Origin of the sequence: Herbaspirillum rubrisubalbicans (genome assembly GCF_003719195.1) — a bacterium.
Lineage (GTDB): Bacteria > Pseudomonadota > Gammaproteobacteria > Burkholderiales > Burkholderiaceae_D > Herbaspirillum > Herbaspirillum rubrisubalbicans.
Map to the genome: position 1 here is coordinate 1,840,330 of NZ_CP024996.1, position 15,584 is coordinate 1,855,913.

Sequence of the window (15,584 nt, forward strand, 5' to 3'; positions counted from 1 at the left end):
CGACGGACAACGACATATTCAAGGAGGCGTGATGCCCGAGACTTTCAAGAATGCCGTGGCGGCGGCGCTGGTGACCGCCGTATTGACCATTCCGCTGTTGGGGATGCAACTGCAACTGGAGGGCTACCGCGTGGTCCTCAACACCCACTGGACTCCGGTGCTGGTGGCGGTGCTGGCCGTGTTCCTGTTCCAGCTGGCCAAGCCGACGCTGGCGCGCGGTACTGCCAGCATCAAGCTGCCGGCGCTGCCGCGTCTGGCGCCGCGCCAGCAACGCGCCGCGCTGGTGCTCCTGTTGCTGGCCGCACTGGTGTGGCCCTTCTTCGGTTCGCGCGGCTACGTGGATGTGATGACCCTGGCGCTGATCTACGTGGTGCTGGGCCTGGGCTTGAATATCGTGGTCGGCTTTGCCGGCCTGCTGGATCTGGGCTATGTGGGCTTCTACGCCGTGGGTGCCTACACCTACGCATTGTGCAACCAGTACTTCGGCCTCTCGTTCTGGGAATGCGTGCCGCTGTCGGCGGCCGCCGCAGCACTCTTCGGCTTCCTGCTGGGCTTCCCGGTGCTGCGTCTGCGCGGTGATTACCTGGCCATCGTCACGCTGGGCTTTGGTGAAATCATCCGCCTCTTGCTCAACAACCTGACCAGCATCACCGGTGGCCCCGATGGCATCTCCGGCATCCCCAAGCCGACCGTGTTCGGCCTGGTGATGGCGCGCAATCCCGTCACCGAAGGCGGTACCACCTTCCACCAGGTGTTCGGCCTGTCCTACCAGGGTGGGCACATGGTGATCTTCATGTATTTCCTGGCCTTGCTGATGGTGCTCTTTACCTATTTCGTCACTAGTCGTCTTTTGCGTATGCCCATGGGCCGCGCCTGGGAGGCCCTACGTGAAGATGAGATCGCATGTCGCTCGCTGGGCATCAACCCGACCCGCGTGAAGCTCTCGGCCTTCACGCTGGGCGCCGCCTTCGCCGGTCTGGCCGGTTCCTTCTTCGCCGCCCGCCAGGGCTTGGTGACGCCGGAATCGTTCACCTTCATCGAGTCGGCCCTGATTCTGGCCATCGTGGTGTTGGGTGGCATGGGTTCGCAACTGGGCGTGATCCTGGCCGCCATCCTCTTGACCGTGCTGCCCGAACTGGCGCGCAGCTTTGCCGAATATCGCATGTTGATCTTCGGTCTGGTGATGGTGCTGATGATGATGTGGCGTCCGCAAGGATTGCTTCCCGCAACCCGTCCGCACGTGGAGCTGCCGCAATGAGCCAACCAGTCAAGACCATGCTGGAAGTGTCCACGCTGTCGATGCGCTTCGGCGGCCTGTTGGCCGTGGATGGCGTCTCGCTGGCGGTGCAGGAGCGCGAAGTCTTCGCCATCATCGGCCCCAATGGTGCTGGCAAGACCACCGTCTTCAACTGCATCAGCGGCTTCTACCAGCCGACCTCGGGCGAGATCACCCTCGATGGCGTCTCCATTGCCCGCCAGCCCAGCCACCAGGTGGCGCAGCAGGGACTGGTGCGCACCTTCCAGAACATTCGCCTCTTCAAGTCCATGACAGTGGTGGAAAACCTGCTGGTGGCGCAACACCAGCAGGTCAATACCAATTTGCTGTCGGGCTTGTTGAAGACGCCTTCCTATCGCCGTTCCGAGCAGGAGGCGCTGCAACGTGTGGCCTACTGGCTGGAGCAACTGGGCCTGACGTCCCTGGCCAACCGCGAGGCCGGCACGCTCTCCTATGGTCTGCAACGCCGCGTCGAAATCGCGCGCTGCATGATCACCAAGCCGCGCCTGCTGTTGCTGGATGAACCAGCGGCCGGCCTGAACCCGCAGGAGAAGCAGGAATTGTCGCAACTGATCGACCGCCTGCGCCGCGAACATGGCGTGGCCGTGCTGCTGATCGAACACGACATGAGCCTCATCATGGGCATCTCCGACCGCATCCTGGTCATGGAGCATGGCAAGCCCATCGTCACTGGCACCCCCGAACAGGTGCGCAGCGATGAGCGTGTGATCAAGGCTTACCTGGGAGAAGAGTGATGCTGCAATTTGACAAGGTGCATACCCACTATGGCGCCATCGAGGCGCTGCATGGCGTGTCGCTGAATGTGGAAAAGGGCGAGATCGTGACCTTGATCGGCGCCAACGGCGCCGGCAAGACCACGCTGCTGATGACGCTGTGCGGTCGTCCACGCGCCTCCAGCGGCCGCGTGATCTTCGAGGGCCAGGACATCACCCGCTTGCCCACCCACGAGATCATGCGCCGCGGACTGGCGATCTCGCCCGAAGGGCGGCGCGTCTTCCCCAGCCTGACCGTGCTGGAAAACCTCAAGATGGGGGCCTTCTTCGCCAGCAACGAAGAGATCGAGCAGGGCATTGCCTATGTCTTTGGTCTCTTCCCGCGCTTGAAGGAGCGCGCCGCCCAGCGCGCCGGCACCATGTCCGGCGGCGAGCAGCAGATGCTGGCCATCGGTCGGGCGCTGATGAGCAAGCCGCGCCTGCTGCTGCTGGACGAACCCACGCTGGGCCTGGCGCCGCTGGTGATTGCGCAGATCTTCGAGATCATCCGCACCATCCGCGCCAGCGGCGTGACCGTGTTCCTGGTGGAGCAGAACGCCAACAAGGCGCTGGGCGTGGCCGACCGCGGCTATGTGCTGGAGAACGGTCACGTGGTCATGTCCGACAGCGGGGCCAACCTGCTGGCCAACAGCGAGGTGCGCAAGGCATATCTGGGCCACGGTTGACACTGTCAGCGCACCCGAAGACAGCGGCCCGGTCCTCGCCCACCGGGCCGTTGTCTTCTGTACTGGCGACGAAGGGCAACGCAGGGCAGGGCGTACTGGTCATGTGAGCTGATGTGTTGGGGCTACTGTCAGGCCACTGTATTGGCCGGATGTGAGGTTTTGTTTGTAACTGTGCAGGTAACTGTTTCCTCCCAGTGACATCCGGGATTGTTTCGGGCTATCCTCGACATTCGATGAGGAAAAGCATGAAAAAGATTTCGCAACACCTGAAAAAACTGGGCATGGGCAGCCTGCTATTGGCCAGTGCATCGCTTTTCCCCGTTGCCGCCCATGCTGACCGCCTGGCCCAGATCCAGGCGCGCGGCGCATTGATCTGTGCCACGCTGGCCAACAATGAACCCTTGGGTTTTCCCGATCCGCAGACCAGCCAGATCGTCGGTTTCGACGTCGACATGTGTAGCGCCGTGGCGCGCAAGCTGGGGGTGCGGATGCAGCACAAGAGCGTGACCGTGGAAGCACGCCTGCCGACCCTGATGCAGGGCCAGGCAGACCTGTTGTCGGCGGCGTTGGGCTACACCCGCCAGCGCTCGCACCAGATCGACTTCACCGCCTCGCATTACCAGAATCCGATCAAGCTGATCGTGCACAGTGATGCCGGCCTGAACCTGGTATCGGACCTAGCCGACAAGCGCATCAGCGCCAACCGCAATTCGACCCCGGAACAGGCGGCGCACCGGGTGTTGCCCAAGGCCACCTTGGTGACCTTCCCCGATACCCCGCAAGCCTTCCTGGCCTTGGCCCAGGGCAAGGTCGATGCGTTGGCCATCTCTATGCCCTCGGGCATTCGCTTCGTCAACGAGTCGGGGGGACGCTTCCGGTTCGTCGAAGGGGCGCTGGCCTGGGAGCCGACCGCATTGGGTGTCAAGAAGGGCGAGCACAAGCTGCTTGATGCGGTCAACCAGGCCCTGGCGGCGCTGGAAAAAGAGGGCGAGATCGATGCCCTGTGGAGCAAGTGGTTCGGGCCCAAGACCAAGTTCAACATTGCCCGCGACAAGAAACTGACTCCGATTGCCAGCTTCCGCTAGCGGCTTGCCGCTGCCTTGCCTTTTTCTTCATATTTTTTTCGTCGTCCTTTTCGCCGTCCTTTCGTCCCGCAACGTATCGTGTCTGTTTCCGCCCCTAGTCTTTCCCTTCATACCAATCATGATGGCCTGCCACCGCGCCAACGCCTGCTGGCCATTGCCACCGTCGTGCTGGGCCTGAGCATCGCCGTGCTCGACGGCTCCATCGCCAACCTGGCCCTGCCGCTCATGGCCGCCGATCTGAAGGCCAGCGATGCCGATGCCATCTGGGTCATCAACAGCTACCAGATCGCCATGGCGGTGTGCCTGCTGCCGCTGGCCTCGCTGGGTGAGGTGATCGGCTATCGGCGGGTCTATCTGGGCGGGGTATTCCTGTTCACGCTGGCCTCGCTGGCATGTGCGGCCAGCGGCGACATGCTGCAGCTGAGCCTGGCGCGGGTACTGCAAGGCCTGGGGGCGGCCGGCATCCTGTCGGTCAATACGGCCTTGATCCGCTTCATCTATCCGGCCCGGCTATTGGGCCGAGCCATCGGCTACAACGCTCTGGTGGCCGGCACCGGCAATGCGCTGGGACCGACCGTGGCGGGCTTGATCCTGCACCTGGCAACGTGGCACTGGCTGTTCCTCATCAATATTCCGCTGGGCCTGGCGGCGCTGGCCGTGGGGCATCGCGCCTTGCCCACCAATCCCTTGTCGGCGCGGCCATTCGACCGGCAAAGCGCCTTGCTGTGCATGTGCTTCATCGGCTTGCTGCTCTATACCATCGATGCCGTCGGCCATCTGCAAGGTGCTTGGGTGGTGGGCGGTTGTACGGTGCTAACAGCGATCAGCCTGGTGCTGCTACTCAAGCTGCAATCGTCCAGTGCCCCCATGTTGCCGTTGGACCTGCTGCGCATCCCGCTGTTTGCCTTGTCCATTGGGACTTCGTTTTGTTCCTTCGCGGCGCAGATGGCGGTGTTCGTGATGCTGCCCTTCATGCTGCAGAACCAGCAGGGCATGAGCGTGGCGCGCGCCGGCCTGCTGCTGACGGCCTGGCCGATTGCGGTGGCCTTGACCGGGGTGATGGCGGGCAAGCTCTCCGACCGCATCGCGGCGGGTCTCCTGGGGGGGATCGGTCTGGCGGTGATGTGCCTGGGGCTGCTGTCGCTGCTGCTGGTGCAGCCGGGCACGCCGGATGGCGTGATGGTGGCCATGTTTGCCCTGTGTGGCGTGGGCTTCGGGCTGTTCCAGACACCCAACAACCGCACCATGATCAGCGCCGCGCCGCGCGAACGTACCGGCGGTGCCAGCGGGATGCTGGGCACGGCGCGCCTGACCGGGCAGACCGTGGGCGCTTCGGTGGTGGCGATGTTGCTGGCGCTGTCGAACGCACCTTATGCGCTGGTGCTCTGGTGTGCAGCCGCCCTGGCTGGCGCGGCTTGCCTGGTCAGCCTGTGGCGGCTGCGCTATTGAGGTTGGGGGCTGGACTTAAAGCGTCGGGGCCAAGGCTTCGCCGTGGGCGTGTTGATGGGCGGCGTGCGCGGCTACCGACAGTGCCATGCTGAGATAGTTTTCGCTGCGCATCCGGCGCTGTGCCTGTTGCTGTTCCAGCACGAACAATTGCTGGTAGAGGTTGCGGATCTGCTGTTGCAGCAACTGGCGCTGCTGCTTGCCATCACGGTTGGCCGGGAAGCGCATGAGCGATTGCGCCTGCTGCCGCAGGATCAGGATACGATGACTCAATTGCGCCACCAGCTCGGCGGGCTCATTGTCCAGCGTGTCTGCCAGCACGGCGGTTTGGGCCTGGGCAGTTTGTTCTTCTTCATACGCGAGGTTCATGCTAACTCCAGCCCCGACGGGCGCAAGTGGTTGCAAGGGTCATGCGGTGTGGCCTTGGGTAGATTTACGGCAAAGCCTCGCAAAGCTTGAGTCGCAGAAAGTAAAAAAAGGAAAAGGCGCAGGCCCGTGAAGGGCGCTGCGCCTTTGTTCGGGCGGCTTCAGGGGAGGGCGGCCAAGGTCGTCAGATCACGCCACGGCGCATCTGGTCCAGCTCGATGGATTCGAACAAGGCCTTGAAATTGCCCTCGCCAAAACCGTCATTGCCCTTGCGCTGGATGATTTCATAGAACACCGGACCGATCAGGTTCTGGGTGAAGATCTGTAGCAGCAGGCCCTGGTCGGCGGTGGGCGCGCCATCGATGAGGATCTTCAGTTCACGTAGCGCTTCCAGATCTTCACCATGGCCGGGAATGCGACGTTCCACCAGATCGTAGTAGGTGGCGATGGTGTCCTGCAACGGCACACCCCGCGCGCGCAGTGCACGCACGGTCTGGTAGATATCATCGGTTCCCAGCGCGATATGCTGGATGCCTTCTCCGTTGTATTGCTTGATGAATTCCTCGATCTGCGACTTGTCGTCGGCACTCTCGTTGATGGGGATGCGGATCTTGCCACAGGGGCTGGTCATGGCGCGTGAACGCAGGCCGGTGACCTTGCCTTCGATGTCGAAATATTTGATCTCGCGGAAGTTGAACAGACGCGTGTAGAACGATGACCAGGTATCCATCGCGCCGCGCATGACGTTGTGGGTCAGGTGATCGATATAGGTCAGCCCCACGCCCTTGGGACTGCGCTCCACGCCGGGGAAGAACTGGAAGTCCACATCGTAGATGGAGCCGTGGTCGCCATAGCGATCCACCAGATAGAGCAGCGAGCCGCCGATGCCACGGATGGCAGGAATATTCAGTTCCATCGGCCCCAGCTTGGCTTCCACCCCTTCCGCACCCAGTTCCAGTGCACGTTGATACACATGGGCCGCATCCTTGACGCGGAAGGCCATGGCGTTCACCGACGCGCCGTGTACCTGAGCGAAGGCGGCGGCATTGCTGCCGGGTTCGCCGTTGAGGATGAAATTGATCTGGCCCTGGCGATACAGCGTGACATTCTTGGAACGGTGACGCGCCACGGCGGTGAAGCCCATCAATTCCAATACACCTGCAATGGCGGCAGGATCGGCGGCGGTATATTCGACGAATTCGAAGCCGTCGGTGCCCATGGGGTTGTCGAACAAATCCTGGCTGGTGGCTGCGGCGGTGGTATCTGGGGTGAATTGGCTGTCTGCGTGGCCCATGCTATATCTCCTCGTGTGTGGAAGGCCGGCAAGCCCGGCCTATGCGAGGAGTTTATTGCGTCGATGCTGCAATTTGTGATTGTTTTTTGCGCGATATATTGGATAATATGCACAAATAAATCTTAAATAAGAACTTTGGAGGGATAAATGAGCATCATCAATGTGGATCGCTACGATCTGGCCTTGCTGACCGAGTTGCAGCGTGACGGTCATATTACCAATAGTGCCTTGGGCCTGAAAGTCCACCTGTCCACTTCCCAGATCAGTCGTCGCGTGCAACGCCTGGAAGAAGCCCACGTCATCGAACGCTATACCGCCGTGCTGGACCCGGCCGTGGTCGGCTTGGGGGTGACCGCTTTCACCACCGTGACCCTGGACCGCCAGGGTGAAACCCGTGGCGAACTCTTCGAAAAAGCCGTGGAGGCGATGCCGGAAGTGACCGAGTGTTTCTCCGTGACGGGAGAGGGCGATTATATCCTGCGCATCGTGGCGCCCGACCTGGCGGCCTTTTCCGAATTCATGATGACGCGGCTGCTGCGCTTGCCGGGCGTGACCAATGTCAAGTCCAACATCACCTTGAAGAAGGTCAAGCAGTCGCATGAACTGCCGCTGGAACATGTGATGCAACCGGTCAAGTCGCGCCAGCGCATCCGTTTCTCGCAATGAGCCGACCGGCGCGCGAATTCAAAAGCAAGCGCCGGAGTGTGGCTGTATCCAGCCAGGCCTAGAATCAGAAGATCCGATTCCAGGAGTGCCCCATGCCGACCATGATGACCCCCCAGCCGCTGGCCCAGCCTGAGCCGCCCGGCAATCGTCACGACGATGAGCTTCGCTGGCAAGCCGTGCAAGGGCGCGACCCCACCGCCGATGGCCGCTTCTGGTATGCGGTCAAGAGCACGGGGGTGTATTGCAAACCGTCCTGCGGTGCGCGCACGCCCTTGCGCAAGAACGTGAGCTTCCACGACAGTTGCGCCGCCGCCGAAGCGGCTGGCTTTCGTCCCTGCCAGCGCTGCAAGCCTGACCAGCCACCGCTGCAGCAGCGCCAGGCCCAGGCCATCGCACAGGCCTGCCGCCTGATCGAAGCCGCCCAGCAGGCACCCGCCACCGACATCCTGGCCCAAGCCGTGGGCTTGAGCCGCTACCACTTCCATCGCCTCTTCAAGCAGCATACCGGGCTCACGCCCAAGGCCTATGCCGATGCCCATCGCGCCAGCCGCCTGCGCACCCAGTTGGGTGACAGTCCCAGCGTCACCGCAGCCTTCTATGAGGCAGGATTCAATTCCAGCGGTCGCTTTTACGCCCACAGCGCCGCGCAACTGGGCATGAAACCGGCCACCTATCGGCGTGGCGGCAGCGGCGAGAAGATCCGCTTCGCGGTAGCGCAATGCTGGCTGGGCGCCTTGCTGGTGGCCGCTACCGAGCAGGGAATCTGCGCCATCACGCTGGGCGCAGAGGCCGAGCCCCTGGTGCAGCAATTGCAGGATCGTTTTCCGCAAGCCGACCTGGCCCCGGTCGATGCCGCCTTCGAGCAGACGCTGGCGCAGGTACTGGCCGTGCTGCACGACCCGCAACATGGCGCCGCGCTGCCGTTGGACGTGCGTGGCACCGCCTTTCAGCAGCGCGTCTGGCAGGCATTGCGCGCCGTGCCGCCCGGCGTGACGTTGACCTATGCCGAACTGGCCGCGCGCATCGGTCAGCCCAAGGCGGTGCGGGCCGTGGCCAATGCCTGCGCCCAAAATGAAATCGCCGTGCTCATTCCTTGCCATCGCATCGTCCGACTGGATGGTTCGCCCTCCGGTTATCGCTGGGGAGTGGAACGCAAGGCGGCCTTGCTGGCGCAGGAAGCGGCGGCTTCCGGGGCGCCGGCTGCAACGCACGTGCAGGACCGCATCCAGTGCATCAAGGCCGCGCCACAACGTAGCGGGAGCGGCAAGTGACGGGCGATCTATTCGGTGACCTTGCCCGCACCCCCAGCGTCGAGAGCATCACCGAAGGCGCACTGCTGCTACGTGCCTTCGTTGATGAACAGGAGGCCGCAAGCTTGATGGCAGGGATCTCCAAGGTACTGGCCGCATCGCCCCTACGCCACATGCAAACGCCGGGCGGTTTTCGCATGTCGGTGGCGATGAGCAATTGCGGTCAATATGGCTGGGTCACCGACCGGCGCGGCTATCGCTATCAAGTACTGGACCCGCTGGCCGAACGCGACTGGCCGCCGATGCCCGAGGCTTTTGTCGCCCTGGCCCAGCGTGCGGCGCAAGCGGCCGGGTTTGCCGCCTTCGCACCGGATGCCTGCCTGATCAACCGCTATCAACCCGGTGCGCGCATGTCGCTGCACCAGGACCGCAATGAAGCCGACATGGCCCAACCTATCGTCTCGGTCTCGCTGGGTTTGCCGGCGACCTTCCTCTTCGGCGGCCTGGCCCGCACCGACAAGCCGCGCCGCCTGCGCCTGGAAAGCGGTGATGTGGTGGTCTGGGGCGGCCCGGCGCGACTGGCCTTCCACGGCATCGATACCCTGCGCGAGGGCGACCATGCCCTCACTGGCAACTGCCGCTATAACCTGACCTTCCGTCGCGCGCGCTAAAACAATCAGAATCCGAATCGCGCCGCGCCTTGCCCCTCCAGCCACTTGCGGCCCGGAATCAAAACAAAATGGCATGAAATGAAAACAATTGTTGGATTTTGCCAACAGGAAATCTTCTCAATAGGAGGGAAGCTGTCAACGTGCTGACAACTTAAATTAACATCTGGCCCCTGGCAAGCAAATTCTTGCCAACTGGCAACGGCAAACAACGAATCGGGGTTCGTTGGCCGACCGGTGATAACTAAAACCGCCACAGGGGTGTTCATGAATCGTCAGCGTTACAAGCTGGTTTTCAACCGGCATCGCGGCCAATTGATGGCCGTCGCAGAAATTGCCTCCAGCATCCAGCACCAGGGCCGAACGGCCGGCCCGAGCGGAACCTTGCCCGATCTGCTGCCGTCGGCCTTGCGCTTTTCGCTGCTGTCGGTGGCCCTGGCGCTGGCAATGAATACCGTGGCCCACGCCCAGATCCTGGGCGACCGCACGGCCCCGCGCACCCAGCAACCCACCGTGCTGGTGACCCCCAATGGCGTGCCGGTGGTCAACATCCAGACCCCCAGCACAGCCGGGGTGTCGCTCAATCGTTATCGCCAGTTCGATGTCGGCGCCAATGGCGTCATCCTCAACAACGCCCGTTCCACGACCACCACCCAGCTGGGCGGCTACGTGGCCGGCAACCCCTGGCTGGCCACGGGGGCGGCGCGGGTGATCGTGAATCAGGTCAATTCGCCCAACCCCAGTTACCTGCGCGGCTACCTGGAAGTGGCGGGCAACCGGGCCCAGGTGGTGGTGGCCAACCCGGCCGGCATCACCTGCGCCGGCTGCGGCTTCATCAACGCCAACCGCGCCACGCTCACCACGGGTGTGCCGCAGATCAACAACGGCAACCTGGACAGCTATCGCGTGGCCAGTGGCGCGGTGAACATCGAAGGCAATGGCCTGGACGCCAGCCGCACCGACTACGCCGAGATCATCGCGCGCGCGGTGCAGGTCAACGCGGGGGTATGGGCGCCCGAACTGAAGGTCAGCGCCGGCCTGAACACGGTCAGCGCCGACCATGCCAGCGTACAGCCCGGCGTGGCCCCCAGCGACGCCGCCCCGGCGGTGGCTATCGACGTGGCGCAACTGGGCGGCATGTATGCCGGCCATATCTACCTGACTTCCACCGAACATGGCGTGGGCGTGCGTAACGCCGGCACCATCGGCGCTTCGGTCGGACAGGCCGTGGTCACCGCCGATGGTCGCCTGGAAAACAGCGGCAGCCTCAGCACCAACGGGTTGCTGGCCGTGCAGACCACCGGTGGCGTGCGCAACAGTGGAGAACTGGGCAGCAAGAGCGCAGCCAGCATCACCACCACCGCCCTGGACAATGCCGGCAGCATGGCCAGCAGTGGAGCGCTGACGGTGCAAGCCAGCGACAGCGTGCTCAACACCGGCAGCATCGGTGGCGAAGGTCCGGTGCAGGTGAGCGCCACGAGCATCGACAACCGCAACAGCCTCGGCAGCAGCGCGTCCCTGACGATGCAGGCCTCCGCCGGCATCCGCAACAGCGGCACGCTGCAAGCGACCACCGACGCCACGCTCAATGCCGGCACGCTGGACAACAGCGGCACCCTGAGCGCCCGCCAGGGCAGCGTGCGCGTCAACAGCAGCGGCAGCACTACCAACAGTGGCCGCATCGAAGCGGCGCAGTCGGTTGCCGTGCAGGCCGATGGCCTCACCAACAGCGGCAACATCAACGCGGTGGATGCCCTGCGCGTGCAGGCTGCGCAAGCCATCAGCAACAGCGGCACGCTGGGCGCCAATGGCGGCGTCGAACTGAAGTCCTCCACCCTGGACAACCGCGGCACGCTGGCTTCCAGCCAAGATGCACTTACCATCACCACCAGCGGCCAGCTCGCCAACCAGGGCCAGGTCAGCGCGGCGCAGTCGCTCACGCTCACCGGCGCGGGCATCGACAACAGCGCCGGCACGCTCAACGCCACCGACATCCACCTCGACAGCCAATCACAAACCTTCAGCAACCGCGGCGGCCAGGTCAGCGCCCAGCGCGACCTGCAGATCGCCAGCGGCAGTCTGGACAACAGCAACGGCACGCTGGCCGCCCAAGGCCAACTCACGGTGGGCAGCGGCGACCTGAACAACGATGGCGGCCTGCTGCAAGCCGGCACCACCTTAAAAATCGACGCCAGCGGCAAGACCGTGCGCAACAGCCACTCCGGCAGCACACGCGGCATCCAGGCCCAGGGCACGGTGGACATCGCCGCCGCCACGCTGGTCAATGCCGGCCTGGTCTCCTCAAACAGCGACATCAACCTCAACACCGCCACCCTGGACAACCGCGCTGGCTCCATCGGCGCCACCGGCAAGCTGACCGTACAAGGCAATAGCGTCACCAACAGCGGTGGTCAATTGCAGGCCAAGCAGGGCGTGGACATCCAGGCCGGCAGCGGCAGCGTGGATAACAGCGGCGGCCTGCTGCGCTCGGATGGCACGGTCAACGTGCAAGCCGGCAGCGTGCGCAACGACAACACCCAAGGTCAGGACCAGGGCGTAGAAGGCGCCACCGTCAACGTGGCCGCCACCGACATCAGCAACCACCAGGGCGCCGTGCGCGGCGACGCCATCACGCTGACTGCCAGCGGCCGCATCGACAACGGCAACGGCCTGATCTCCGCCACCAACAGCGCCGTGTTGACCGACGCCAACCCGAGCACGCGCACCCTGGCCATCGACAACAGCAACGGCACCATCATCGCCGGACGGCAGACCACCTTGCTGGCATATTCCTTCACAGGCAGTGGTCGGGTATTGAGCCAGAAAGACCTGCGCATGGACCTGGTCGCCTCAATCCTTCATACCGGGCAGATCGGAGCCACAGCCGAGCTCGATTTGCGTACCGCCGGCACCTTCACCAATGCCGGCTCGGTCGGCGCCGGCGGCACCTTGACGCTGACGGCCGCCACCATCGACAACCAGGCCAGCGGCGCGCTGGTGGGCAATACCCTGAGGCTCAAGGCCACCGATGTACACACCTTCATCAACCGGGGCCTGATCGATGGCGTGAACACGATCATCGAAAGCAGCACCGTCAACAACCTCGGCACGGGCCGCATCTATGGCGACAACATCGCCATTGGCGCAGACGTGTTGAACAACCAGGCGGAAACCGTCGATGGCGTTACCAGCGCCCCGGTGATCGCCGCGCGCAACCGACTTGATATTGGCGCTGGCGTCATCAACAACAGCGAACATGGCTTGATCTACTCGGTGGGCGACATGGTCATCGGCGGCGCGCTGGATGCCAACAAGAAGGCCGTGGGCTCGGCGCGGGAAGTCAACAACAGCAGCGCCACCATCAATGCCGATGGCAACCTGAGTATTGCAGCCGGGAGCATCAACAATAGCAACGCGCATCTGGAGACCACGGATCAGACGGGGCCGGGCAAGCGCATCATCAACTTCCGGCTCAATGGCTCATCGCAATTGCTGGATTCCAACTCGGCCTGGCTCTACAACCGGGGTTCCGGAGAAATCCTCAATGCCGCCAACTGGCGGGCCATGGGCGATGAGGACAACTATCGCTTGCTGCTGCCTTCGGCCGCCTACCCGGCCGAGCGTTATGGACCTCCGTTTGACTATTCGCGCGGTGCCCGTGGCGATAATGCGGTGGCCATTGCCTATGTTCCTCCCTACAGCCAGGGGGCGATGGGAGATGCCGATGCGGTCTACATTCCACCGGTCATCAATTACACGGCCACTGACCGTATCTGGGCAGTCATGGGGGTGACGCCGCCGCAGGATCCAGGCCCAGGCCCCGGGGCGGAGCCGCGCCCCGGCGAGATGTGTTATGACTCGTGCTATCCGGTGCCGGTTGATCCCGAGGTCTATGCTGCATGGAAAGCGGCCAATGATGTCTGGAAGCCCAAGTACGACGCGTACATCGCTGCGCTGCTAGTGCTCAACGACAAGATCGCCGCCTTCAACAACAACGTCAACAGCCGCTCCTACCGCGAATGGAGCATCTACGACGGCACCGAACAGATCACCCGCACGGTAGTCACCAAGAGCGACCCCGGCATGATCACCTCCGGCGGCAACATGAACCTGGCCGCTGGTGCGCTCAACAACTACGCCAGCCAGGTCATCGCCGGCGGCACGCTGGCCGGTGACAGCGTCAACGGTACCGCCATCAACAACACCGGCCCGCTGGGAATGCAGCGCGTGGTCTCGACCGGTTCGGCCGTGTTCACCTACATCAAGAGTCACCGCTTCAGCGCGGACGACCGCCGCTATGATGGTGTGCCTTACCAGTCGCAGGACATCGTCACCAACTTCCAGTTGGACATCAGCCCCACCAGCGGCGCCGGCCCCAACCGGGCCAACTCGGTGCGGGCAGTGCCAGCGTCGGTCTCGGGGGCGGCGGGCGCCAGCGCAGGCGCGGCCAGCATCCGCATCGCCAGTCTTGATCTGACGCTGCCCAACAATGCGCTCTACCGCATCAATGCCGGCCCTGCGCAGCGCTACCTGGTCCAGACCGATCCGCAATTCGTGGGCACGCGCAACTGGTTGTCGTCGGACTTCATGTTGAACCAGTTGGGCCTACAGTCCGGCGTGCGGCAACTGGGCGATGGTTTCTATGAACAGCAGCTGGTGCAACGCCAGATCCAGCAGATCACCGGCCAGCGCTATCTGGCCGGCTACAGCAGCAACGAAGCGCAATACCAGGCGCTCATGAACGCCGGCCTGCAAGTGGCGCAAGCCCAGCGCTACACGGTGGGAGTCGCCCTCACCGATGCGCAGGTGGCGGCACTGAAGACCGACATCGTCTGGCTGGTCAAGCAGACGGTGACGCTGCCCGATGGCAGCACGCAGGAAGTGCTGGTGCCGCAGGTGTATGTACACGCCTCCAACGTCGAGGTGACCGGACAGGGCACGCTGATTGCGGGCAATGATGTAGCCTTCCAGGCGGCGCAGGATATCGTCAACAGCGGCGGCACCATTGCTGCGCGCAAGGGGGTGTCGCTGGCCGGCGCCAATCTCCAGAACCTGGGCGGGCGTATCTCTGGCGCGGATGTGCAGGTGGCGGCAGCACAGGACATCAACAACATCGGCGGCACCATCGATGCGCGCAACAGCCTGGTGGCCTCAGCAGGCCGCGACATCAACAGCGCTTCCACCACGGTAGCAACGGCTAACGCCGTCACCAGCGGCACCAACATCAACCAGAATGCCTCGATGTCAGTCTCCGAGGCCAATGGTTCGCTCACTGCCGTGGCCGGTCGTGACATCAACCTCAAGGCCAGCGGCACCTCCGCAGACAACATCACGCTGGCCGCCCAGCGCGATGTGAACCTGTCTACCGTCCACGAAACCAGCCAAGAAAAACTCGCCTGGGACAACGACAACCGCGCCGAAGTCAACCGTGACAACGCCATCGGCAGCACGGTGCAGGGCAAGGACATCAGCGTGACCGCCGGTCGCGACATCAATGCCCAGGCAGCCTACGTTAACGCCGAAGGCTCGTTGGCGGCCACAGCAGCCAATAACATCAACATCGGCACCGATGTCAGCACGGCCAGTGCGCGTGATCAGCACAAGAAGACCGATGCGGGTGGCGTGCTGTCTTCGCGTACTGTGACCACCGATGACAGCAGTAGCGAGCGCATCAATCAAGGCACGACGTTGTCTGGCAATACGGTGGTGGTGAGGGCGGGCAAGGACATCAACGTTATTGGTAGCAATGTCGTCGCGACGCAAGGCGTGGGCATGGCTGCGGGTAACGATGTCAATATCGTGGCTGCCGTGGATAGCAGCACTAAAAACAATTTCCGCAAGGAGACCACTAGCGGAGTGATGGGCGCAGGCTTCGGCGTGACCATAGGCACGCGTGAGCAGAGTCACGACGGGAAGAGTCAGGGACAGACGGCGTCGGCTTCGACCATTGGTAGTACCGATGGCAATGTCAGCATCGTGGCGGGCAATCGTTATACGCAGGTGGGTATCTATGCTGTATTCGGTCGATTTTTTGGATTGCTGAAAATTTGAGAAGATAGCTTCAACTTACGCAC

Annotated in this window: 12 protein-coding genes; 9 read left to right on the plus strand and 3 right to left on the minus strand. The window is 63.2% G+C overall.

Translation table 11 applies throughout. From position 1 onward, the window contains the following. Window positions 1-31 precede the first annotated feature (31 nt). The 5 genes from RC54_RS08185 (at window position 32) to RC54_RS08205 (ending at window position 5,269) form a co-directional block, all read left to right on the plus strand. Window positions 32-1,258, plus strand: coding sequence for a high-affinity branched-chain amino acid ABC transporter permease LivM (locus RC54_RS08185; protein WP_058894947.1), 1,227 nt, complete (start codon window positions 32-34; stop codon window positions 1,256-1,258). Next, window positions 1,255-2,031, plus strand: a complete 777-nt coding sequence (gene livG, locus RC54_RS08190; protein WP_058894948.1) for a high-affinity branched-chain amino acid ABC transporter ATP-binding protein LivG — start codon at window positions 1,255-1,257, stop codon at window positions 2,029-2,031. The genes RC54_RS08185 and livG overlap by 4 nt, the downstream gene beginning before the upstream one ends. Then, complete coding sequence (locus RC54_RS08195) at window positions 2,031-2,735, plus strand: ABC transporter ATP-binding protein (protein ID WP_058894949.1); 705 nt, start codon at window positions 2,031-2,033, stop codon at window positions 2,733-2,735. The genes livG and RC54_RS08195 overlap by 1 nt, the downstream gene beginning before the upstream one ends. 245 nt (window positions 2,736-2,980) lie before the next feature. Beyond that, complete coding sequence (locus RC54_RS08200; protein ID WP_058897518.1) at window positions 2,981-3,820, plus strand: ABC transporter substrate-binding protein; 840 nt, start codon at window positions 2,981-2,983, stop codon at window positions 3,818-3,820. A 78-nt stretch (window positions 3,821-3,898) separates the two neighbouring features. Further along, window positions 3,899-5,269, plus strand: coding sequence for an MFS transporter (locus RC54_RS08205; protein WP_082803211.1), 1,371 nt, complete (start codon window positions 3,899-3,901; stop codon window positions 5,267-5,269). Between the two features lie 15 nt (window positions 5,270-5,284). On the opposite strand, the gene RC54_RS08210 is transcribed toward RC54_RS08205, so the two are convergent. Further along, a complete protein-coding gene (locus RC54_RS08210) occupies window positions 5,285-5,635 on the minus strand; it encodes a hypothetical protein (RefSeq protein WP_061790593.1) in 351 nt (116 codons plus the stop codon). A gap of 181 nt (window positions 5,636-5,816) precedes the next feature. Then, complete coding sequence (gene hppD, locus RC54_RS08215) at window positions 5,817-6,926, minus strand: 4-hydroxyphenylpyruvate dioxygenase (RefSeq protein ID WP_061790594.1); 1,110 nt, start codon at window positions 6,924-6,926, stop codon at window positions 5,817-5,819. Between the two features lie 147 nt (window positions 6,927-7,073). Here hppD and RC54_RS08220 point away from each other — a divergent pair, with 147 nt between their 5' ends. From RC54_RS08220 to alkB, 3 genes are all read left to right on the plus strand, one after another. Then, window positions 7,074-7,592 carry an Lrp/AsnC family transcriptional regulator gene (locus tag RC54_RS08220; protein WP_017454267.1) on the plus strand — a complete coding sequence of 173 codons (519 nt, stop codon included), beginning with the start codon at window positions 7,074-7,076 and terminating at the stop codon, window positions 7,590-7,592. Window positions 7,593-7,684: 92 nt separating this feature from the next. Beyond that, a complete protein-coding gene (ada, locus tag RC54_RS08225) occupies window positions 7,685-8,863 on the plus strand; it encodes a bifunctional DNA-binding transcriptional regulator/O6-methylguanine-DNA methyltransferase Ada (RefSeq protein ID WP_061790595.1) in 1,179 nt (392 codons plus the stop codon). Next, complete coding sequence (alkB, locus tag RC54_RS08230) at window positions 8,860-9,513, plus strand: DNA oxidative demethylase AlkB (protein ID WP_058894953.1); 654 nt, start codon at window positions 8,860-8,862, stop codon at window positions 9,511-9,513. The genes ada and alkB overlap by 4 nt, the downstream gene beginning before the upstream one ends. Before the next feature lie 5 nt (window positions 9,514-9,518). On the opposite strand, the gene RC54_RS25055 is transcribed toward alkB, so the two are convergent. Then, window positions 9,519-9,779 carry a hypothetical protein gene (locus RC54_RS25055; protein ID WP_156425815.1) on the minus strand — a complete coding sequence of 87 codons (261 nt, stop codon included), beginning with the start codon at window positions 9,777-9,779 and terminating at the stop codon, window positions 9,519-9,521. Here RC54_RS25055 and RC54_RS08235 point away from each other — a divergent pair. Then, window positions 9,778-15,561 (plus strand): two-partner secretion domain-containing protein, encoded by a 5,784-nt coding sequence (locus RC54_RS08235; protein ID WP_123020418.1) that lies wholly within the window; start codon window positions 9,778-9,780, stop codon window positions 15,559-15,561. The two genes, RC54_RS25055 and RC54_RS08235, sit on opposite strands and share 2 nt — an antisense overlap. Window positions 15,562-15,584 lie beyond the last annotated feature (23 nt).

Excerpts from the sequence above, each read along its gene's own strand:
- hppD (WP_061790594.1), bottom strand. The coding sequence starts at position 6,926 with ATGGGCCACGCAGACAGCCAATTCACCCCAGATACCACCGCCGCAGCC.
- livG (WP_058894948.1), top strand. The coding sequence starts at position 1,255 with ATGAGCCAACCAGTCAAGACCATGCTGGAAGTGTCCACGCTGTCGATG.
- RC54_RS08195 (WP_058894949.1), top strand. The coding sequence starts at position 2,031 with ATGCTGCAATTTGACAAGGTGCATACCCACTATGGCGCCATCGAGGCG.
- RC54_RS08235 (WP_123020418.1), top strand. The coding sequence starts at position 9,778 with ATGAATCGTCAGCGTTACAAGCTGGTTTTCAACCGGCATCGCGGCCAA.
- ada (WP_061790595.1), top strand. The coding sequence starts at position 7,685 with ATGCCGACCATGATGACCCCCCAGCCGCTGGCCCAGCCTGAGCCGCCC.
- RC54_RS08210 (WP_061790593.1), bottom strand. The coding sequence starts at position 5,635 with ATGAACCTCGCGTATGAAGAAGAACAAACTGCCCAGGCCCAAACCGCC.
- RC54_RS08200 (WP_058897518.1), top strand. The coding sequence starts at position 2,981 with ATGAAAAAGATTTCGCAACACCTGAAAAAACTGGGCATGGGCAGCCTG.
- RC54_RS08220 (WP_017454267.1), top strand. The coding sequence starts at position 7,074 with ATGAGCATCATCAATGTGGATCGCTACGATCTGGCCTTGCTGACCGAG.
- RC54_RS25055 (WP_156425815.1), bottom strand. The coding sequence starts at position 9,779 with ATGAACACCCCTGTGGCGGTTTTAGTTATCACCGGTCGGCCAACGAAC.
- RC54_RS08185 (WP_058894947.1), top strand. The coding sequence starts at position 32 with ATGCCCGAGACTTTCAAGAATGCCGTGGCGGCGGCGCTGGTGACCGCC.